The sequence below is a fragment of the Kribbella sp. NPDC104218 genome (genome assembly GCF_055584105.1).
The window spans coordinates 1,184,402-1,205,920 of sequence record NZ_JBVJMQ010000001.1 but is presented as its reverse complement, the minus strand read 5'-3'; the positions used below and the strand labels follow the sequence as shown (position 1 = coordinate 1,205,920).

At 70.0% G+C, this 21,519-nt stretch carries 14 protein-coding genes; 6 read left to right on the top strand and 8 right to left on the bottom strand.

The annotated features are described in order from the left end of the window. The first annotated feature begins 109 nt into the window (after positions 1 to 109). Complete coding sequence (locus ACZ6ZD_RS05685; protein WP_465668687.1) at positions 110 to 2,032, top strand: acyl-CoA dehydrogenase family protein; 1,923 nt, start codon at positions 110 to 112, stop codon at positions 2,030 to 2,032. Beyond that, positions 2,025 to 2,648, top strand: a complete 624-nt coding sequence (locus ACZ6ZD_RS05680) for a hypothetical protein (protein WP_465668685.1) — start codon at positions 2,025 to 2,027, stop codon at positions 2,646 to 2,648. The genes ACZ6ZD_RS05685 and ACZ6ZD_RS05680 overlap by 8 nt, the downstream gene beginning before the upstream one ends. 1,399 nt (positions 2,649 to 4,047) lie before the next feature. Here the strand turns inward: ACZ6ZD_RS05680 and ACZ6ZD_RS05675 are convergent. Together ACZ6ZD_RS05675 and ACZ6ZD_RS05670 are read right to left on the bottom strand one after the other, a co-directional pair. Further along, positions 4,048 to 4,530 (bottom strand): GNAT family N-acetyltransferase, encoded by a 483-nt coding sequence (locus ACZ6ZD_RS05675; RefSeq protein WP_465668683.1) that lies wholly within the window; start codon positions 4,528 to 4,530, stop codon positions 4,048 to 4,050. After that, a complete protein-coding gene (locus ACZ6ZD_RS05670; protein WP_465668681.1) occupies positions 4,472 to 5,698 on the bottom strand; it encodes an MFS transporter in 1,227 nt (408 codons plus the stop codon). The genes ACZ6ZD_RS05675 and ACZ6ZD_RS05670 overlap by 59 nt, the downstream gene beginning before the upstream one ends. Positions 5,699 to 5,764: 66 nt before the next feature. On the opposite strand from ACZ6ZD_RS05670, the gene ACZ6ZD_RS05665 reads away from it, so the two are divergent. Together ACZ6ZD_RS05665 and ACZ6ZD_RS05660 are read left to right on the top strand one after the other, a co-directional pair. After that, the gene (locus ACZ6ZD_RS05665) at positions 5,765 to 7,105 is read left to right on the top strand and encodes an aminotransferase-like domain-containing protein (RefSeq protein ID WP_465668680.1); all 1,341 of its coding nucleotides are present in this window, start codon (positions 5,765 to 5,767) and stop codon (positions 7,103 to 7,105) included. A gap of 542 nt (positions 7,106 to 7,647) precedes the next feature. Then, on the top strand, positions 7,648 to 10,878 hold the full coding sequence (locus ACZ6ZD_RS05660; RefSeq protein ID WP_465668678.1) for a phosphodiester glycosidase family protein: 3,231 nt from the start codon (positions 7,648 to 7,650) through the stop codon (positions 10,876 to 10,878). A 105-nt stretch (positions 10,879 to 10,983) separates the two neighbouring features. Here the strand turns inward: ACZ6ZD_RS05660 and ACZ6ZD_RS05655 are convergent, their stop codons facing one another. Beyond that, a complete protein-coding gene (locus ACZ6ZD_RS05655) occupies positions 10,984 to 13,536 on the bottom strand; it encodes a bifunctional FO biosynthesis protein CofGH (protein ID WP_465668676.1) in 2,553 nt (850 codons plus the stop codon). A gap of 91 nt (positions 13,537 to 13,627) precedes the next feature. Here ACZ6ZD_RS05655 and ACZ6ZD_RS05650 point away from each other — a divergent pair, with 91 nt between their 5' ends. Then, a complete protein-coding gene (locus ACZ6ZD_RS05650; protein ID WP_465668674.1) occupies positions 13,628 to 14,173 on the top strand; it encodes a TetR/AcrR family transcriptional regulator in 546 nt (181 codons plus the stop codon). Between the two features lie 70 nt (positions 14,174 to 14,243). After that, a complete protein-coding gene (locus ACZ6ZD_RS05645) occupies positions 14,244 to 16,100 on the top strand; it encodes an FtsX-like permease family protein (RefSeq protein WP_465668672.1) in 1,857 nt (618 codons plus the stop codon). Here ACZ6ZD_RS05645 and ACZ6ZD_RS05640 read toward each other — a convergent pair. The 5 genes from ACZ6ZD_RS05640 to ACZ6ZD_RS05620 all read right to left on the bottom strand — a co-directional run bounded on the left by ACZ6ZD_RS05640 (position 16,065) and on the right by ACZ6ZD_RS05620 (position 21,510). After that, positions 16,065 to 16,580, bottom strand: a complete 516-nt coding sequence (locus ACZ6ZD_RS05640; protein ID WP_465668670.1) for a DUF2867 domain-containing protein — start codon at positions 16,578 to 16,580, stop codon at positions 16,065 to 16,067. The genes ACZ6ZD_RS05645 and ACZ6ZD_RS05640 overlap by 36 nt on opposite strands. A gap of 53 nt (positions 16,581 to 16,633) precedes the next feature. Next, positions 16,634 to 19,066, bottom strand: coding sequence for a GH116 family glycosyl-hydrolase (locus ACZ6ZD_RS05635; RefSeq protein ID WP_465668668.1), 2,433 nt, complete (start codon positions 19,064 to 19,066; stop codon positions 16,634 to 16,636). Between the two features lie 67 nt (positions 19,067 to 19,133). Next, the gene (locus ACZ6ZD_RS05630; RefSeq protein ID WP_465668666.1) at positions 19,134 to 20,351 is read right to left on the bottom strand and encodes an MFS transporter; all 1,218 of its coding nucleotides are present in this window, start codon (positions 20,349 to 20,351) and stop codon (positions 19,134 to 19,136) included. Next, entirely contained in the window at positions 20,348 to 20,776 is a 429-nt protein-coding gene (locus ACZ6ZD_RS05625; protein ID WP_465668664.1) for a MarR family winged helix-turn-helix transcriptional regulator, read from the bottom strand. Before ACZ6ZD_RS05625 ends, ACZ6ZD_RS05630 begins: the two co-directional genes overlap by 4 nt. A gap of 68 nt (positions 20,777 to 20,844) precedes the next feature. Then, a complete protein-coding gene (locus ACZ6ZD_RS05620) occupies positions 20,845 to 21,510 on the bottom strand; it encodes a TetR/AcrR family transcriptional regulator (protein WP_465668662.1) in 666 nt (221 codons plus the stop codon). Between the last annotated feature and the right edge of the window lie 9 nt (positions 21,511 to 21,519).

Below are 21,519 nucleotides of genomic sequence, written 5' to 3'. Positions count from 1 at the left end.
GTCGACAGAATACAACCGCACCTGCGGGTCCTGACCAGCTCTGTCTCAGGTTGTCCACAAGCCGTAATCCGTCACAGACAGTGGGTGCGAATCCGCATATGTTGAAGGTATGAGCGCATCGGGGATTCGGGACCATCTGGACGGGCCGCACAAGCAGGCCCGCGACGTCGTGCGCGCCGGTCTGGCGGCGAACGCGGAGCTGTTCGAGTTCGCCGTGCGGCAGCCGCGCGACGAGTACCGGGAGAGCGTGCTGGAGATGTTGCGCGCGATCACGGCCGAGGGGCATCCGGCCCGCGGCTTCCCCAAGGAGTTCGGCGGCGGCGGGGATCTGGGCGGGTTCATCGCCGGGTTCGAGACGCTCGCGTTCGGCGACCTCTCGCTGATGGTGAAGGCCGGGGTGCAGTTCGGGTTGTTCGCGGGCGCGATCCTGCATCTGGGCACCGAGCGGCACCACGAGCAGTACCTCGCCGACGCGATCGGCGGCCGGCTGCTCGGGTGTTTCGCGATGACCGAGACCGGCCACGGCTCCAACGTCCAAGCGCTCGGGACGACGGCGACGTACGACGCGGCGACGGGTGAGTTCGTCGTCCACACGCCGGATGCGGCCGCCCGGAAGGACTACATCGGCAACGCCGCGCGGCATGGCCGGCTCGCGGCGGTCTTCGCGCAGCTCGTGGTCGGCGGCGAGCGGCACGGGGTGCACTGTCTGCTGGTCCCGATCCGCGCCGAGGACGGGTCGGCGCTGCCTGGGGTGACCTTGTCGGACTGCGGGCCGAAGCTCGGGCTGAACGGCGTCGACAACGGGCGGATCGTGTTCGACCAGGTGCGGGTGCCGCGGTCGGCGCTCCTCGACCGGTACGCCCAAGTCGATGCTGAGGGCAACTATTCCAGCCCGATCGAGAATCCGGACCGGCGCTTCTTCACCATGCTCGGCACGCTGGTCCAGGGCCGGGTGTCGGTCGGCGGCGCGGCGATCAGCGCGAGTAAGGTCGCGCTGGCGATCGCGATCAAGTACGGCGCGGAGCGGCGGCAGTTCGGTGCGCCGGGCAGCGCCGAGGAGACCGTGCTGCTCGACTACCGGATGCACCAGCGCCGGTTGCTGCCGCTGCTCGCGCGGACGTACGCGATGCATTTCGCGCAGGGTGCGCTCGTCGACGAGTTCGTCCGGGTCAGCGCGGATCGCAGCAATGAACACGACCAGCGCGCGTTGGAGGCGCAGGCCGCCGGGACGAAGGCCCTCGGCACGTGGCATGCGACCGAGACGATCCAGATGTGCCGCGAGGCGTGCGGCGGCGCGGGGTACCTCGCGGAGAACCGGCTGGCCACGCTCAAGGCCGATACCGACGTCTTCACCACCTTCGAGGGTGACAACACCGTGCTGCTCCAGCTGGTGGCGAAGGGGTTGCTGACCGACTACCGCGAGTCCTTCGGCAAACTCGACCCGCTCGGGACGGCCCGCTTCATCGCGGCGCAGGCGGTCGAGATCGCCGTCGAGAAGGCCGCGCTACGACCGTTGATCGATCGGCTGCGCGACGCCGTCCCGAATCGGAACGACGCCAACGACCCGGATGCCGGCCTGCGCGACGACGCGTACCACTCGGGGCTGCTCCGGTTCCGCGAGCAGCACATGCTGTCCGGGGTCGCGCGCCGGCTGAAGGCCGGGATCGACGCGGGGGACGACGCGTTCGACGTCTTCAACCGCTGCCAGGACCACGTCATCGCGGCCGGGCGCGCGCATGTGGACCGCGTCGTCCTCGAAGCGTTCCAGGCCGGGGTCGCGTCGGCGCCGGAGGAGATCCAGCCGGTGCTGAAGGACGTCTACGACCTGCACGCGCTCGCGACGATCGAGGGTGAGCGGGCCTGGTACCTCGAACACGGCCGGTTGTCCCCGAGCCGGTCCAAGGCGATCACCGCCCTGGTCAACGAGCTGTGCGCCGCCGTCCGGCCGGCCGCGGTCGACCTCGTGGACGCGTTCGGCGTACCGGGCGCGGCGGTCGAGGTGCCCATGGTTGTACGGTCACAGCATGAGTGAGTCGATCGAACCCGCGTCGGCCGCCGACGCCGCCCGCGAACTCGCCCGGGTGCTGCTGGAGCAGGCCGACGCTCTGGACCTGCACGACCTGCGGGCCACCGGCGCCATCGAGAACGTCCGGGTCCAGGCCCGCGTCCTGGCCGACGCCGTCAACGAGCGCGGCTGGGGCGACATCTTCCTCGGGATCGACTCCTACGATCCCGACGAGCTGGACGACCTCCCCCTCGGCCCCGACGACTTCGACGACCCCGAGGACTACCGCGAACTCGTCGAGGGCAACAGCATCGACGACCTCGAGCTCGAGGAGTCCCTCCTCCCCGAAGACGGCGTCCGCCTCAGCTACCAGGCCCGCTACGACTACGTCGTCACCGACCCCGAAGCCTTCATCGCCTACGTCCGCTCCCGCGCCCACGAAGCCCAGAACGACGAGGTAGTCGACGACATCGAAGACGCCCAGTCCGCCTTCGAACTCCTCTGCTACCTCGACGGCCTCGGCTCCAAGGACTACGACCAGTTCGGCCTCGTCCCCGCCGGCGGCGAAGAGTCCCACAAAATCGTCGAGTTCTCCCTCTGGGACCTAGACCCCACCCGCCGAGACGACACCTACCCCTACTAACCACCCCACACCGGCAGACCAACCTGCCGTCGCCGTTTCGCCCGACTGCGTGGTCCGGGAATCCAGCTTCGTCGCGCGATTCCCGGGTGCGCCTGGTGCGTGGGCCAACCCACCTTCGCCCGCCCGCGCCGTCCAACAACCAGGCGGCGCCCCGGCCGCGCTTCTCCGTGCTCCACCCGCCTGCGCATTCCAGCCAGGCGGTGGCCGCCGTGCCTCCCGTGCTCCGCCCGCCTGCGCATTCCAACAACCCGCGTCCCCGCGTTGCCGCGTCGCCTCGCTCCCGCGACCCCGGCTCGCGGTTCCCCTGCCCCATACGCGAGCTGGCCGAACGCTGTCGCCTGGCCCCCAACTCCCGATGCGCCGATCCGCCTGTGTGCGCCCGTCGAACAGCTGGTGTTGCCGACCCCGTCCGTCCACCCGGTGTAAGGGCGGGCCCACCTCTGCCCTCGCCTTCTCGCGGGTGTGCAGTCCAACCAGCCTCGCCCCGACCCACGCCGCAGCCGGTGCGTGGGCCAACCGGCCTACGCCTGCCCGCGCCGTCCAACAACCGGGCGGCACCCCGCCGGCTTCTCTCGCGCTCCGCCTGCTCGCGCATTCCCACCAGGTAGCGCCCGCGTGCTTCCCGCGCTCCGCCCGCCTGCGCATTTCAACAACCCGCGTCGTCCCCGCGTCGCTGCGTCCGCCTCGCTCCCGCGACCCCGGTTCGTGGTTCCCTGCCCTGTACGCGAGCTGGCCGAGGGCCCGGCTCGGCTCCCAACTCCCGATGAGCCGGCAGCCCACTCATCCGCCTGTGTGCGCCGTCCAACAGCTGGTGTTGCCAACCCCGCCCGTCCACCCGGTGTAAGGGCGGGCCCACCTCTGCTCACGCTCTCTCGCGGGTGTGCGCAGTCCAACCAGCCCCGGCCCGCCCCACGCCGCAGCCGGCGGGTGGGCCAACCCACCTTCGCCCGCCCGCGCCGTCCAACAACCAGGCGGTGGCCCGCCGCTCCTTCCGCCCGCCCGCGCATTCCAACTAGGCGGTGGCCGCCGTGCCTCTCGTGCTCCGCCCGCCTGTGCATTCCAACCAGGTGGCGCCCCGCCGCTCCCGCTCCGCCCGCCTGCGCGTTCCAACCAGGTGGCACCCCGCCGCTCCTCGCTCCACCCGCCTGCGCATCGACCGCGTCCAGCTCCCGGCCGGTGAGCGCTCTCGACGTCTCGGTCCGCGCCCAGGTCCTGAACCTGATCCGACAGCCCGCGTCGTTCTTGCGCCCGGTTCGCGGTTGTCCTGCCCGCGCGAGCTTGTCGAACGGTGTCGCCGTGCCTCGCCCCGATGCGCTGCAATCCACCCGTTCGCCTGTGTGCGCCGGGCTAACGGCTGGTGTTGCCAGCCCTGCCCGTTCACTTGGGGCGTGGGTGGGGGTTACCAGGTTGCGGCGTCGGGGGTGGTGGGGTGGGGCGGGGGGAGGGGGGTGGTCCAGCGGGACCAGGTGGGTTGGGGGGTGTAGCCGGCGGCTTGCCAGGTGGGGTGGGCTTCGGTGTTGGTGTTGGTGTTGAGGACCATGGCGTCGGCTCGGGTGCCGCCGAGGGTGGTCAGGCGGTGTTGGGCTTGGGTGATGAGGGTGGTGGCGATGCCGCGGCGGCGGTGGGTGGGGGCGATGGCTAGGCGGTAGAGGTGGCAGCGCCAGCCGTCCCAGCCGGCGATGATCGAGCCGACGATCTGGGGGCCGTCGAGGGCGAGGATGAGGGCGTCGGGGTCGCGGAGGATGAGGCGGCGGACGGCGGCGGTGGTGTCGGCCGGGCGGTCGGCGTCCTCGGCGGACTCGGCCCAGAACTCGAGGATCTGGTCAGCTTCGTCCGCGCGAGCCGGCCGGAACTCCAGCGGCTGGTCGGGGGAGTTGGTCATCGGTGGAGGCTCCTTGTGCGCGGCGTAGGACGACGGGGATGAGCAGTGCGGCGGTGGTGAAGAGGGCGGCCGTGAGCAGCCAGCCGAGGGAGCCCAGTGGGAGGGCAACGGTCGTGATCAGTACGGGGCCGACGAGGTCGCCGAGGCCGCGGCCCATCGCTTGGGCGCCTTGGTACTGGCCGACTTGACCGGGTGGGGCGAGCGCGAAGCTCGTGCCCCAGCCGCTGGCCGATTCGAGGATCTCGCCGACGACGTGGAAGACGGTCGCGGCGAGCAGCAGCCCGATGGTCAGCGCGGTCGAGGTCTGGGTGGTGCAGGCCAGGACGATGCAGGCGAGGCTGAGCAGGAGACCGGAGCGGCGTCCCGCGCGGGCGGCGCCGGTGAGGTGGTCGGTGCCGCGGCTCAGGCGGACCTGGAAGAGGACGACGACCGCGCTGTTCAGGATCAGGACGACCGAGACGAGCCAGTGCGGCGCATCCGTGCGCGTGACGATCCACAGCGGGATGGCGACCTTGATCATCGTGTTGTGGATGTTGAGGACGCCGTTCAGCCCGACGAATCCGACGAACGGACGATCCCGCAGTACTGCCCACGGCCCGACCGTGCGGCTGTGGACGCGCGGTATCCGCGGCAGCCGGAAGGTGAGGACGCCGGCGGCCGCGATTAGGAGTGCGCTGCCGACCAGCCCGATCCGATACGCCGCCGGTTCGCCGACGGCCAGTGCGATCCCCGCGAGTCCAGCGCCGGCCGCGAAACCGAGGTTCGACGCGACCCGCGCCTTGGCCCGGACCGGGAGCCGCTCCTCGGGTTCGACCACGGCGAAGACGACCGCGCCGTACGCGCTGCGGTAGCCGAGGTCGGCCAGCGCGAGGGCGAGTGCGACGACGACGTACGCCGGAAGGTCGTGCACGAGCAGGGTGCCGGCCGTCGCGAGGGCCTGGACGCCGGCCATCGCGGCGAACACCTCGCGGGCGCCGAGCCGGTCGGCCAGATGGCCGAGCCAGATGCTGGCTACGACGGCGACCGCGGCGGTGGCGGTCAGCGTGATGCCGACGGCGGCGACGGAGAGGCCGATCACCTGGGTCAGGTAGAGGACGGACAGGCCTGCCGCCAGGCCTAGCCCGCAGCGGCCGACGAGGGCGAGGAGGAGCAGGGTCGAGTACTTCACGTGAGTTAACGCTAGAGGTGACTTGACCCGGAGATTTGGTCCAAGTATCGCCTAGAATCCTGGGCCATGTCGGAGCTGCATCTGATCGTCGACCGCAGTCGCGGGGTCCGGGCCGGGGTTGAGCAAGCGCTGCGGGCCGCGATTCGGGAGCTTCCCGTGGGCACGCGACTGCCCTCCTCGCGCGCGTTGGCGATCGACCTCGGGGTAGCGCGCAACACCGTGGCTGAGGTCTACAGCCAGCTGGTCCTGGAGGGGTACCTCAGCGGCGACCGTGGCGCGGGCACACGGACGGCGGCGGTCGCGCCGGCCCAGGTGCCGGTGGTTGGGAGGGGTGTCGGTGCGCCGGCGGTGCATGACCTGCGGCCGGGGCGGCCGGATATCTCGAGTTTCCCTGTACCGGCGTGGAATGCGGCCGCACGCCGGGTGCTCGAGTCGCGGCCCGGCGAGGCGTTGGGGTACGACGATCCGCAGGGTCCGGCGTACGCGCGGGAGGTGCTCGCGGGGTACTTGTATCGGGCGCGCGGTGTGCAGGCGCAACCCGAGAACATCGTTCTGTGTAGTGGTTTTCGGCAGGCTTCGGCGTTGGTTGCGGGTGCTGTGGCGAGCTTGGGCGCGACGTCGTTTGGGCATGAACACCCTGGCCAACCAGCGATTCCGCGGCAGTTGCAGCGTGCTGGGCTGGAGGCGCGGCCGATTCCGGTTGATGCGTACGGCGCGGTGGTCGGGGAGCTGGGGGACGCCGCGGGGGTGGTGCTGACGCCGGCGCATCAGTTCCCGACGGGGGTGCCGTTGACGCCGCATCGGCGTACCGAGGTGTTGGCATGGGCGCGGGCGAGTGGGGCGTTCGTGCTCGAGGACGACTACGACGGCGAGTTCCGGTACGACCGGCAGCCGATCGGCGCGCTGCAGGGGTTGGCGCCGGACGTCGTCGTGTACGCCGGTTCGGCGAGTAAGACGCTGGCGCCTGGGCTGCGGCTCGGGTGGCTGGTCCTGCCGCCGCGGTTGGTGGCTGCGGTGATCGAGGAGAAGGCGTGGAGTGATCGGCACAGCGACTCGCTGACTCACCTGACGCTGGCCGCGCTGATCGACTCCGGGGCGTACGACCGGCACGTGCGGGCCGCTCGGCTGCGCTACCGGCGTCGGCGGGACGACCTCATCCGTGCTCTCGGCAACCACTCGGTCCGTGGGATCGCCGCTGGGATTCAGCTCACGCTCGATCTGCCGAACCTGGACGAAACCTCGGCCCTGCAGGCGCTCGCGGCGCACGATATCGTCACCTACGGCTTGTCGCGCTTCGGCGCGGGGCTGTCGCCCGCGCTCGTCCTCGGGTACGGAGCGCCACCACAGCATGCGTGGAGCGGGGCCCTTGCGGCGTTGAGCGCCGCGTTGGGTGCGGTCGATTTCTGACCAGTTGACTAGTTGTTGCGGCAGGCAACTTATCGACGCTGTGTAATTGCAGAAATACTCAGCGTTGTCTTGTTCAAAGGCAATGCAAATGTTTGATGCCGATCATGGCCCCGTCCTGTGCTCCCGTGACAACGTTCAGTTGTCAGCGACGGACGGGTCGCCGACAAAGGCTCCAGGTGGATCGCTGTACTCCCGTCCGCGACCGGACTGCACCTCCCCTGCCGGTTACGGAATGAGACGGTGACCGCCCTCCTTCGGGCCGAATGCCCTCTCGGGGCAACAGCAGGACGCCGGCTGCGCCACTTGCGGTGCCGGTCGCCAGTGAGGTGGCGACCGACACCGGGCGCGGCCGGCGTTTCTTATGCGAGCGCGGGTGTGACTGGGGACCTGCGACCGCGTTTCTTGTTGCGTGGTGGACCGGCGGAACTGGGGGCCGGTGCACCGCGCTTGCTGTTTGGGGTTCGTTCACCGTGGAAACCCTGGCGTAAACATCTCACCGGACGGTTGACTGTTCTGGTCAACTGTTGACTGGTGGAGGTCTTGTGCGCGCCTTGTCGGTGGTGGGGATTGTTCTGGCGGCTGGGCTGGTCGGGCCTGCGCTGGGGGTGGGCGGGGCCAGTGCCCAGCAGGTCGCGGGTGTTCCGGCGGCTGGGCAGGTGCAGACGTATGAGCGGAGCCGGCCGGTGGCGCCTGGGGTGGTGGCGGGGGCGGTGGAGACGTTTGATGCGCGGGGGTGGCAGCAGGGGAACACGTTGACGGTTGATCTGACGAAGGGGGCGCGGATCGATTACTTGTCGGCGGGAAAGGTTAGTGCGACCAAGGGGATCGATCGGCAGGCGGACGAGGCCGGTGCGGTCGCGGCGGTGAATGCGGACTTCTTTGACATCAACAACTCGGGTGCGCCGCTCGGGCCGGCGGTGGCGGACGGGCAGGTGGTGAAGTCGCAGTCGGAGGATCCGTATCGCGCGGTCGCGTTCGACCAGCGTGGCGCCGGGCGGATTCTCGAGGTGCTGTTCGACGGGACGGCGGGACCGCACACGCTCGACCGGCTGAACAGCCCGATCATCGGCAAGGACGAGATCGGCGCGTTCACCACGCTGTGGGGCAGCTACTCGCGCGCGTCCGCCGTCGCCGGTGCGACGAAGTCGATCGAGGTCGTCGTCACCGGCGAGACCGTCACCGCGATCAACCCGACTCCCGGCGCCGGTGAGATCCCAGCCGGGACGACGATTCTGGTCGGACGCGACGCGGGGGCCGACGATCTCGCCGGGCTCAAGGTCGGCGACAAACTCCCGATCTCGCTGAAACCACGTGCCTCCGACGGCCGCCCGATCCGCACCGCGGTCGGCGTCCACGCGCTACTCGTCGACCAGGGCAAACCGCAGGCCGTGGACGACGTCGTGTACGCCGGACGCACCGCCCTCGGCTTCTCCGCGGACGGCAAGAAGCTGATCGTCGTCTCGATCGACAGCAACCGCGTGACGCACAGCCGAGGTGCGACGCTGGCCGAGATGGGCAAGCTGCTCGCGGCCCGGGGCGCGTACGTCGGCGTCGAGCTGGACGGCGGTGGCTCGACGACTCTGGTCTCGCGGCGACCGGGTGCGGCGAAGGTTCAGGTCGACAACGTGCCCGGCGACGGCGCCGTCCGTCCCGTGCCGAACGGCCTGGCCGTGATGGCTCCGAAGGGCAGCGGGCGTGTGCACGGCCTCTGGGTCGAGACCGCGGCCGACGGCCGGACCGCCCCCGGCGACGCGCCGGTTCCCGGCGGACGGCCGGACCGCGTGTTCGCGGGCACCACCCGGACTTTGACCGCTTCGGCATACGACGAGAGCTTCGGTCCGGTCAAGCGGCAGCCGCGGGTGGCCTGGCTCGGCTCACACGGGACCGTCCGCGACGGCGTCTTCCGCGCGCGGACGCCGGGGAAGGCGACCGTCCGGGCGATCACGGCCGGCGGGCAGGGGAGCACGGAGCTCGAGGTGCTCGGTCCGCTGACCCGGGTCGCGCCGACCAGCACGACCTTGAACCTGACCGGCGCCGGCACCTTCGGCCTGGTCGGATTCGATGCCTTCGGCAACTCGGCGCCGGTGGAGCCGCGGGACGTCCAGCTGTCCTACGACGCTAGTCTGCTGACGATCGCGCCGACGTCCGACGGGCGGTTCGGGGTGACGCCGAAGCGGGAGTCCGGCGCGACCGTGGTGACCGCGCGGATCGGCGCGACCCAGGCGGCGATCGCGGTGTCGGTCGGGGTCGAGAAGCGGATCATCGAGACCTTCGACCAAGCCGAGCAGTGGACGTCGGGATCGGCGCGCGCGACCGTTTCGGTGAGTAAGACGCCGGACGGTCAGGACGGTCCCGGGCTGAAGCTGAGCTACGACTTCGGCCAGTCGACGCTGACCCGGAACGCGATCGCGATCGCCCCGGCGCCGCTGGGCGACGCGGAGCAGGCGCGGGCGTTCGGGGTGTCGATCTTCGGGCAGGGCAAGGGGGAGTGGACGGCGTTCGGGCTGGTCGATGCGACCGGGAAACTGACCGCGGTGTACGGGCCGAACGTGACCTGGAACGGGTGGCAGACGGTCGAACTCCCTGTCCCGGAAGGGCTTCCGCAGCCGGTTCGGTTGCGGCGGGTGTACGCGCTGGAGACGAAGGCGGCCGCGCAGTACCAGGGTGAGCTCGTGATCGACAACGCCTATGTGAAGGCCGCGCCGGCGGTCAGCGCACCGGCGCCGGCGAAGGTGCGGGATCCGTTGATCCAGACCGCGCGAGCGGTGGACGGACGGGACTGGCGGTTCGCCGTCATGTCGGACGCGCAGTTCGTCGCGCGGGACCCGGAGTCCCCGCTCGTGCAGGCCGCGCGGCGGACGCTCCGCGAGATCAAGGCCGCGAAGCCGGACTTCTTCGTGATCGCCGGTGACTTCGTCGACGAGGCGACCGAGGCGGACTTCCAGCTCGCCAAGCGGGTGCTGGACGAGGAGATCGGGACGTCGGTGCCGTACTACTACGTGCCCGGCAACCACGAGGTGATGGGCGCCGCGATCACCAACTTCCAGAAGTACTTCGGCGCCGCGCACCGGACCTTCGACCATCGCGGGACCCGGTTCGTCACGCTCGACTCGTCGTCCGGGACGCTGCGCGGCGGTGGGTTCGACCAGATCGCGATGCTGCGCGGCGCCCTCGACGCCGCGGCGCGGGACCGCGCGATCAACTCGGTCGTCGTGATCGAGCACCACCCGCCGCGCGACCCGACGCCGGCCAAGAACAGCCAGCTCGCCGACCGGCACGAAGCGGCGCTGCTGGAGAAGTGGCTCGCCGACTTCCAGCACCGCACCGGCAAGGGCGCCGCCTTCATCGGCGGTCACGTCGGCACCTTCAGCGCCGCGCACGTCGACGGCATCCCCTACCTGATCAACGGCAACTCCGGTAAGGCCCCCGCCACCCCACCCGAGGACGGCGGCTTCACCGGCTGGACCCTGCTGGGCGTCGACCGCCACGGTCGCGACTGGCTCTCCGCCCAGATCCGCCCGCACGTCGACGGGCTCACGCTGGAAGTCCCCGCCACGCTGAAACGCGGCCAGTCCGCCCAGGTGAAAGCCACCCTCACCCAAGCCGGCCGCCAGGTCCCCGTCGCCTACCCCGTAAGCGCCGACTGGTCCACCAGCCGAAACCTGAAGTACGACGCGAGCACCGGCACGATCACCGCGCTCGGTCGAGGCGAAGCGTGGGTGACCGTTGACGTGAACGGCGTGCGTCGGACGGCGGTTCTGGTCGTCCGGTAGGCCGACCGCCACCACCCACCAACTTGTCGGCCGGGGCCGGCTGTACGCCTGGACGGGCCGGGCGGCCGGTCGTTCGGCGATGTTGGTGGGTGGTGAAGGTCGCGGTTAGGCGAGTTCTAGGAGGGTGTTGGGGCGGTGGGGGACTTGGCCGTAGGTGGTGGTGCGTTGGCGGGCGGGGCGGTTGGCGGCGGTGGCCATGGCGGTGAGTTCTTCGATGGACTTGCGGGAGCCGTGTTTGGAGCCGGCCATCCGGCTGATGGTTTCTTCCATCAGGGTGCCGCCGATGTCGTTGACGCCGCCGTTGAGGACGGCGACGCAGCCGTCGGCGCCGAGTTTGACCCAGGAGCACTGGATGTTGTCGATCCGGCCGTGCAACATGATCCGCGCCATCGCGTGGACGGCGCGGTTCTCGTCGTACGTCGGGCCGGGGCGGGCGACGCCGGCCAGGTAGATCGGCGAGTTCTGGTGGATGAACGGGAGCAGGACGAACTCGGTGAAACCGCCGGTCCGGTCCTGGACGGCGGCGATCGTGCGCAGGTGCTGGACCCAGTGGTGCGGCGCGTCGACGTGGCCGTACATCATCGTCGAGCTGGACGGCAGGCCGACCTGGTGTGCGGTCGAGATGACCTCGATCCACGAGGCGGTCGGCAGCTTCCCCTTGGTCAGGATCCAGCGGACGTCGTCGTCCAGGATCTCGGCCGCGGTGCCGGGGATGCTGTCCAGCCCGGCCTCCTTGACCGAGATCAGGAACTCCTCGATCGACAGCCCGGTGCGCACCGAGCCGTTCACGATCTCCATCGGCGAGTACGCGTGGACATGCATCTGCGGCACGCGCTCCTTGATCGCGCGGACCAGATCGGCGTACGCCGTCCCCGGCAGGTCGGGGTGGATACCGCCCTGCATGCAGACCTCGGTCGCGCCGATCACCCACGCCTCCTCGGCGCGCTGGGCGACCTCGTCCATCGACAGCGAGTACGCGTCGGCGTCCGTCCGGCGCTGGGCGAACGCGCAGAACCGGCAGCCGGTGTAGCAGACGTTGGTGAAGTTGATGTTCCGGTTCACCACGTACGTGACGTCGTCCCCGACCACCTCCTTCCGCAGGTCGTCCGCGATCCGCGCGAGTTCGTCGAGGGCCGGGCCGGTGGTGGTGATGAGCGTGAGCGCCTGAGCGTCCGACAAGCCGGCGGGGTCGTCCTCCGCAGCAGCCAGCGCCGCCTTCACATCCGCATCCAGACGGACAGGTGCAGAGCTCCCGGTGATCGGGAGCGAGGTCCCCGCGGCGCGGCGGGCGGCCACGTCCTCACGGACGACGTCCCAGTCGCCGTACGCCGCGTCGAAGTCCGAGCGGGTCTCGGTACGACGGCCCTCGGTGTCGATCGCGGTGTGCAGATCGGTGCGGCCGACGGAGTCCCAGCCGCCGTCCGGCTCCTGCCAGGGCAGGCCGACCGGCTTCGCGTCCTCGTTGGCGAGCCCAGTGGCCGGGTCGACCAGAGCCTCGACGTGCGAGATGAGCCGCGGGTCGAGCCAGGGCTCCCGCAGGTACTCCGGGTGCGCGGTCAGCCGCTCGCGCAGCACGAACCCGGCGTCGGCGGTGACCTTGGCCAGGTCGTCGATCATCGGCCACGGGCGTTCGGGGTTCACGTGGTCGGGCGTGAGCGGCGAGACGCCGCCGAAGTCGTCGACGCCGGCGTCCAGCAGCGCGCGGCATTCGGCCAGGTCGACCAGGTTCGGCGGGGCCTGGACGCGGACGCGCGGGCCGAGCACGATCCGGGTCGCGGCGATCGCGGCCAGCCACTCGTCCAGCGGGACGTCGGCGTCGTTGCGCATCGCCGTGTCGGGCTTCACCCGGAAGCCCTGGATGATGACCTCCTGGATGCCGTTGTACTGCCGCGCGATCTTGCGCAGCGCGAAGATCGAATCGGCGCGCTCGGTGAGGTTCTCGCCGATCCCGATCAGCAGCCCGGTGGTGAACGGGACGTTCGACCGCCCGGCGTCCTCCAGCACCCGCAGTCGGATCGCCGGGTCCTTGTCAGGGGAGCCGAAGTGCGGCTGGCCCTTCTCCTCGAACAGCCGCCGGGACGTCGTCTCGAGCATCATGCCCATACTCGGCGCGACCGGCTTCAGCCGCTGCAGGTCCTGCCACGACATGACGCCCGGGTTCAGGTGCGGCAGCAGGCCGGTCTCCTCGAGCACCCGGATCGACATCGCCCGCACGTAGTCCAGCGTGCTGTCGTACCCGGCTTCCTCGAGCCAGATCCGCGCCGCGTCCCAGCGCTTCTCCGGCGCGTCGCCGAGCGTGAACAACGCTTCCTTGCACCCGAGCGCCGCGCCCTGCCGCGCGACCTCCAGGACCTCGTCCGGCGACATGAACGGCGCGTGCACCCGGCCCGGCGTGGTCGCGAACGTGCAGTAGTGGCAGCGGTCCTGACACAGCCGCGTCAGCGGGATGAAGACCTTCTTCGAGTACGTGATGATCCCCGGTCGGCCGGCGTCGGCCAGCCCCTGGTCACGGACCCGGGCGGCGGTCGCCATCAGCGCGGTCAGCGCGTCGCCGGAGGCGGTCAGCAGCACCTCCACCTCGGCCGGGTCGAGGGTCTTGCCGTCGTCGGCCCGCTTCAGCGCGCGGCGCATCGCCGTACTCAGCTCGTTGGTTGTCACGTCACCAAAGCCTAGGCCGCCCAACGGGCCCGATCCCGCGGTTTCGGGGACCAAAAACAATCCGTACGAATGTCCTGGTAGTTTGCGATCCATGCAGGTCAGGGACGGTCGCCGGGTCCGCGGCGAGCAGCGCCGGAGCGCGATCCTGGACGCCGTCGTCGAGGTGATCGGATGCGACGGAGTCGCAGGTGTGAGCCATCGATCGGTGGCCGCGCGGGCCGAGGTGTCGGTCGCGTCGATCACCTACCACTTCGCGACGCTGGACGAGTTGCTGATCGCGACCCTGACCGGAGCCGCCGAGGATCTGGCCGCCGAGCTGCACGGACGCGGCAGCGAGCTCGGCGCGCGACCGGCCGACGAGCTGGCCCGGCTGATCGAGCACAGCCTGGTCCGCCGCCGCAGCCGGACGCTGGCCCTCTACGAGCTCTACCTGTACGCCGCTCGCCGGCCCGAGCTTCGGCCGGCCGCCGCGGCTTGGCTGGAGCCGCTGACCGAGATAGCCCGAGCGTTCACGTCAGAGCCGCGCAAGGCCCAGCTGCTCGTGGCGGCGCTGGACGGCCTGCTGATGCAGGGCCTGATCGGCGCTCGCGAGGTCGACCAGGCTGACATCGCCGCGCTCCTCGACGTACTGCGGTAGCGCCTGGGCTACCCCCGGTGGAGTGCGGAGGCCAGGGCGGCGGCGCAGTCCGACCGGTTGGCTGGTGAACATGCTCAGCTTGTCGTTCGGTGCCATTCGGGACAGATGGCAGTTGTTCGCCGGTGCGGTGGTTGCAGTGGCGTTGGGAGTCGGTCTGGTCCAGTCCGGGTTGCAGATGCTCGCGGCGAGCGATCCGCCGGTGCTCCCGCCCGGACTGTCGGCGTACGACCGTGCGCGCGTCCGTGAGGGGTACGTCGGCGCTGCGACATTGCTGGGCATGTCGGTCCTGCTGGCGGTCTTTCTGACCGTCTTCATCGTCAGTACGACGTTCGGCTTCATTGTGGTCCAGCGTCGCCGGGAGCTGGGATTGCTGCGGCTGGTAGGCGCGCAGCGCGGCTACTTGTGCCTGATGCTGGTCTGTGAGGCCGGACTGCTCGGAATGCTCGGGACGGTGCTCGGCGTACCGATCGGACTGCTGGCCACCTGGGCGCAATCCGCATTGATGATGCGGCTGGGCATGTTGCCGTCCTGGTTCGAGGCGCCCTGGGACCAGGGCGCGATGTGGGCCGCCATGCTGATCGGTATCGGCACGGCGCTCACCGGCGTCCTGGCGGCGGCGTGGCGGGCGTCCCGGATCAATGCGCTCGAAGCACTCGCCGAATCGCGGGCGGCGCAGCGGGTGATGACGGTGTGGCGCTGGTTCTGGGGGCTGTCGGCGGCTGCGGGCACTGTGTTGATGGTGATCGCCGCACAGGCCGCACGGGATCTCGTTGCCGGTCTGATGATTGGCTTGTTCGTACTGATCAGCGGATCGGTCGCACTCAGTCAGCTGAGCCCCATCGTGGTCCCGATCGCGGGTCGCCTCCCGGCCGTTGTACTGCGTGGCCATCTGGTCGCCGACCTGGCCCGCGCGAGTGTTCTACATGCCGTACGCCGAAACGCGGCCACTGCGGCGCCGTTGATAGTCCTGGTCGGTCTGGTCGTCGGACTGTGGGGCATCTTCGGCTCACAGGCCAAGGCGGTCGGAGTCGAACAGGAACGCCTCATCACCGCGGACCTCGTCGTAGACGGCCCAGTGACCGTCGGGCCGACGATCGCGGCCGCCTCGGTGCAGACCGCCGTACCGGTCGTAGTCACGCGTGGAAAGAAGACTGTGTACTCCGAAGCGGTCGGAATCGACCCAGTGGCGTACCAGCAGACGCATCGGCTTCGCCCGCGCAAGGGCTCGCTGGACCGGCTGACCGGCCGGACGATCGCGATCGGGCCGGGGATGTCGGCCGAGGGCTACAAGCTGGGGTCGACCGTGACGGTCGCGATGGGGAAGCGGAAGGTCACCGCGACCGTGGTCGCGATCATGCCGGAGACGCTCGACGTGAGTGAGAACTTCTTCGTGCCGCACTCGATGCTCCCGGCCGGTGGGCGCACCGAGACCCTGGTAAAGGTTGCTGCTGGCAATGACCCGCAGAAGGTCCTGCCTGGTGCGCAGACCGTCGCCGAGTGGGCAGCGGCGCGTGGCGCGGCGCAAATGCGCGGCAACACCGGACTGTTCGCGGCGCTGATGGGACTGGCCGGCATCTTCACCGCGGTCGCTGTGGTCAACGCAGTGGTGATGTCGACCGCGGACCGGCGGCGTGAGTTCGCGCTAGCGCGGATGGCCGGCCTCACTCGGCTCCAGGTGATTGCCGTCGCCTTGGTCGAGTCGGCGACTGTCGTCCTGGTCGGCGTACTGCTTGGTGGGCTGGTGGCTGCGGCTGCGCTCGCCGGTATCGCCGCCGGTCCGTACGGCCTCGCCGCAGTGGCCGTTCCGTGGCAGTTGCTCGGCCTCATCCTCGGTCTGGCGTTGCTGGTGGTCGGAGCGGCTGCTGCGGCCACCGCCCATCAGGCGACGAAGTTACGGCCGGTTGCCCTGCTCGCGGCCCGCGGATGACCTCAGACCGGCATGACACATGCTGCGGACGACGAGGTGATGGAATGGGCGGATCAGGTTGTAGTAGAACCGACCGGCCGGGCGCAGGTAGCGGACGAGAGTGACGACAGTGAATGACGCCTCCGGCTTGGCGTTGTCAGTCAGGATCGCCAGGTAGGCCACCAGGTGGTTGTCGGTCACCTTCAGCAGCAGGTAGTGGTCCTCCTCGCCGCGCTCGACCGTGAAGAACGAGACCGGGTCGCCAGGGGTGAAGCTGACCGTCTCCGGCCGCAGCCGGTGGGCCCCGGGAACACCCACGGTGTTCAGTCGCAGCGCCTTGGCGACCGCGATCCGGACGGCGAACAGTCCTTTGACCCAGACCGGGCTGTAGCCGAGCGAGCCCGCGGTGAACTCCCGCAGTGTCACCGGCCCGCGGAACGTCTTGATGTCGATCTCGTCGGCGGTCGGCAGCAGGTCGTCGAGTTCAGGAAGGGCGATCATCGCGGCACTCCTCGTCCGGTGTGCAGCCACCGTACCATACCATTCGGTATGCTCTAGTCGAGTGGCAGCGACGAGCCCGCGGTGAGCGTGCCGGCGGTGACAGTGACCGGCGGGCTGCCGGGGAGGCTGAGCGACGTCAGGTAGAGGCTGCCTTCGCGGACGTGCAGGCCGTCGGCGTCCAGGGTGCCGAAGGCGTTGCCGGTGGACCAGAAGTGCGTGCCGGGAGTGGTGAAGCGCATAGCGCCCGTGCGGCCGTCGTAGTCGAAGCCGCTCAGTGCGACGACCGCACCCCAGCTGGCCATGGCGCGGGCGTAGTGATGGCCGCACTCGGCTTCGTCATACGGGTTGCGGCGTTCGCCGTCGTACCGGGCGCGGATGTCGGCAATGACCTGGACACCCTCGTCGACCAGGCCCTCCTGGATGAGACCGACGGCGAAGAGGTGCTCGAAGCCGGTCATCACCTCGCTGAAGTACGGGAAGGGGCGCTCCGGGCGGTTGCCGCGCGGGTAGCTGCACATCAGGACCGCGGTCTCGTCGCCGAGCACGTAGCTGCGCATGTGGTTGAAGTGGTCGTGGAACCCAGTACGCCGGTTGTGGCGCAGGATGCTCTGCAGCGTGGTGGTGACTTGGGTCGAGTCGAGCAGCGTGCCGAGGTTGGCGATCCGTGCGAGGTGTTGGCCGGCCAGCTGATCGACCAGGCAGCCGTCGCCTAGCTGTAGCTCAGGGTGGGTCGGGTCGGCGGCGCCCATGGCTTCACGCAGTCCGGGCGCGATGTCGGCTGCGGAGGCCGGCGGTCGGATCTCGTGCCGGTAGTACTCACCGTTGAAGAGGTTCTTGTCCGTCCAGGCGCTGCCCTGTTCGAACAGGCGGCGGCAGTCGTCTGCCAGCTCGTCCGCGCCGACATGGCGTGCCATCTCCTCGGACGCGCGCAGCGCAGCCAGATACCAGGATTGCATCTGCGGATTGGGTCCGTAGTACTCGACGTCCATCGTGTTGTGCTGGCAGCCCTCCAGGACTCCGTCGCGGTCGGCATCCCAGCCACCGGGGATCCAGCAGAACTCCAGCGTGCGGCGGGCGGCCGGCCAGAGCGCCTGCAGGAGCTCGTCGTCGCCGCTGAGTCGCCAGTCGCGGTACAGCTTCACCAGACAGCCGAGCTGGCCGTCGGCGGCTGCGACCCGGAAGTCCTGCGCGCGGGTCTCCAGCGGTAGGCGGACGCGGAAGCTCATCAGGCCCTGGTCGTCGGTCGCGTGGCCGAACTCGACCTCGCGCAGCGAGCGGGCGATCTCACCGAACAGGAAGGGCGTCGCCTGTTCGTAGTTCCAGACGTGGGTGCAGCTGCCGAAACAGCTGCCTTCGTGGTCCGAACAGCCTTCCCAGCCGAAGAACCGCCCGTCCGGCGTCCGGAACACGGTCTGCGTGCGCAGCGTGCTCAGGTTGAACAGCGCCGCCTCTTTCACCGGCTCCGGTAAGTCGCTGCCCAAGAAGTCGGTGACGAAGCCGACGGTACGCCGCTCCAGGTCGTCCAGTTGCGGCGCGAACCGGCAGATCGTCGTCCAGGCATCGTCCGTCAATGTCGTGTAGTAGTTGCCGACGATCTCGGGCTTGTTGTCCCAGGCAAGTCGATTCGGGAAATGCCAACCGAGTAAGAACGTGAAGCTCTCGGTCGCCCCGGCCGCCACCGTCCGGCGATCCGCAACTGACGCGACCGGCGTCGCCGATGCGCTGACCCGCTCGTCGAGACGCCCGTCCGCGCCGAAGTCGTCCCAGAAGTCGAGCAGGCTGTCGCCCCAGCTGCGATCGGCCCACCCCGTCCGCCGAGTAACGTCCACGCCGTCCAGCACCGCCAGCGCCAGCGATCCGAACTGCTCGGCGTCCGGCGCGACCCCGCGGCTGCGCAGCAGCACGCCGTTCGAGTCGGCGAGCGTGTTGTAGTTGCCTTCGGCAATATCTATCGTGCCGTCGCGGCCGATGAAGTTCTGCACGGATCCCGCGAGGGAGACGGTGATGGGGGAGTCGGTCGGGTTGGTGACGGCGTAGCGGAGGACGGCGACCGGCCAGGAGCTGGCTTCGACGTCGGTGGGGACGAACGGGGTGAAGGCCTGGACGGTGAGCGTGACCGGGACGCCGTCGTCCTGCAGGTCGAGCTGGGCTAACGGGTAGGCGGTGCTGAAGGTGGCCTCGCGGAAGCGGGGCAGGCCGTGGGACTGGGCGGGGCTGCCGTGGGCGCCTTCGTAGTCGACGAAGTCGAGGGGGCCTTCGGCGGCGCGGGTGCTGACCGTGCCGTCGGCCGTCTCGGTGCGGATCGCGAAGAACGCCGTCCCGGGGTGGAATCCCTTGGCGGGGCGGTTGACGACCTCCCAGTCCCGAAGGTTGCCGCGGCCGCCGAAACTGACGGTTCCGGTGCCGATACCGCCGAGGGGCAGCGCGATCCGCCGGAGCCGGCGACCGGTGTACGAACGGAGCAGGGGCCACGGCGAGGTCGTCATACTCATCGACCCTAGACGCCGCGGCCCCTGCCGGGGAATGGACTTTTGCTCCGGTTTCGTGGACCAATCACGCGTCGGCGACGGTCAGCGCCTCGGCCTCGCCCTTCGAGTGGTTGACCGGAACCCGCAGGTGCGACAGCGGTTTCCAGCCCGTGGCCAGGACGCCGACCGCGAGCACCACCGCGAACGCGCCGACGTAGAACGGCAGCTGGACGTTGATCTCCTCGCCGAGTTTGCCGGCCAGCCAGGGCGCCACCGCGCCGCCGGAGAAACGCACGAACGAGTACGCCGCGGACGCCGTCCCGCGCTCGACCGGAGCGGCGCCCATCACGGCCTCGGTGATCAGCGTGTTGTTCGCGCCCAGGAACAGCCCGGCGACGACGACGCCGACCGCCAGCACCGCCTTGTGGTGCGCGAAGATCCCCATCACGGCGAGGTCGGCGCCGAACAGCAGCAGTGCGGTCATCACCACCGGTAGCGTGCCGAAGCGGCGCTGCAAGCGCGGCGCGACGAACACCGAGGTGATCGCCAGCCCGATGCCCCAGCCGAAGAAGATCAGCCCGATCTGCCGGGCCGACATCGCCAGCGGGAACGGCGTGAACGCGAGCAGCGTGAAGAAGCCGAAGTTGTACAGCAGCGCGGTGATCGCGACCGTCGCCAGCGACCGGTGCCGCAATGCCTTCAGGGGTTCGAGAATCGACGTCCGGCGCGCCTCGGGCGGTGTCGACGGGAGCAGGAACGCGGTCGCGGCCAGCGCGATCGTCATCAGGACGGCGACGCCGAAGAACGGGCCGCGCCACGAGATCGTGCCGAGCTCGCCGCCGACCAGCGGCCCCGCCGCGATCCCGACGCCGAGCGCGGCCTCGTACAGGATGATCGCCTGCGCGACCGATCCGGACGCCGAGTTCACGATCGTGGCCAGCGCGGTCGCGATGAACAGCGCGTTCCCCAGCCCCCAACCGGCCCGGAACGCGACGATCATCCCGATCGAGTCCGACAGCCCGGCCAGCGCGCTGAACACGACGATGATCGCGAGACCGATCAGCAACGTGCGCTTCGCGCCGATCCGGCTGGAGACGGCGCCGGTGATCAGCATCGCGATGCCGATCACCGCCATGTAGCTGGTGAACAGCAACGAGACCTGGGACGGGCTCGCGTGCAGCTGCTCGGCGATCGGCTTCAGGATCGGGTCCACCAGGCCGATCCCCATGAACGCGATCACACACGCGAACGCGACCGCCCAGACGGATTTGGGTTGTTTCAGCAATGCCGACGTACCGCTCACCGGTGTGTTTCCTCCAAAGTGAGAATCCTGTGCATGACGGCGACGGCGTCCGCGAGGGTCGCGACGTCACTCGCCGGTAGCTGCCGCAACCTGGCGGCGACAGCCGCACCCGCCTCCGCGCGGGCGCGCTCCAACTCGGCCAGACCGGCCGCCGTGAGGCTGATCAGGCTGGCCCGGGAGTCGGCCGGGTCGGCGTCCCGCCGTACCCATCCCTGCTCCTCCTGCCGCTGGACCAGCGTGGACATCGTCGGCTGCGAGCACCGATCGGCCTTGGCCAGTTCACTGATCCGCGTCGGCCCCAACTCGTCCAGCCGCCCCAGCAACCGCATCGCCGCATGCGGCAACGCGCTCACATCCCGGCTCGCCAGCCGCGTCAACCGCGCCGCCGCGACCACCACATCCACACCCAGCTGGTTCAGCTCCACAGCTCTGAATATACATAGGAATGCTATGCATCTCTACCGAGGTGAGCCGTGAAGCGCGTCACGGGTGGTCAGGGCAGGCGGGTGGCGGCGCCGGCGAGGCAGAGCTCGACGACCGTGCGGAACATGTGGGTGTCGCTGTCCTCGAGGTCGTCGGCGCCGCGGCCCGCGGCGGTGAGCTGGTCGGCCATCGCGACCAGGCCGGGGGCGTCCTGGCGTTTGCGGTTGGCCTCGAAGACGTCGCGCGCGGCCATGCGTTCGTCCACCCGCTCGCGCCGATCGGACTCGACCTGGGCGTGCAGGAACGCCGTGCCGACCAGGAAGACGTAGATGTCGACCGCTTGCGCGCCGAAGCCGGCCCGCTGCAGCACGGTGACGCCGCGGTCGATGATCCGCAGGGCCGAGGGGACCGTGGGGCCGGCGATCGCGATCCGGTGCGCGACGCCGGGGTAGCGGCGGACGACGGCGCGGCCGGCCCAGAGGAACTCGGTGAACCACTCCTGCCACGGCAGGTCGGCCGACGGGCACGGCATCTGCGCGACCACGCGCTCGGTCACCGCGCGCAGGACCGCCTCCCGGTCGCCGATGTGGTGGTAGATGACGGCCGTCCGGACGTCGAGCTCCGCCGCGAGCTCCCGGATACTCCAGCCGTCGAGCCCGGAGCGCGCGGTCAGCTCGGTCGCCTTCGCGGCGATCTTCGCGGCCGTCATCCCCGTGGCCGCGTGCGATTTCGACATGGCTGCATG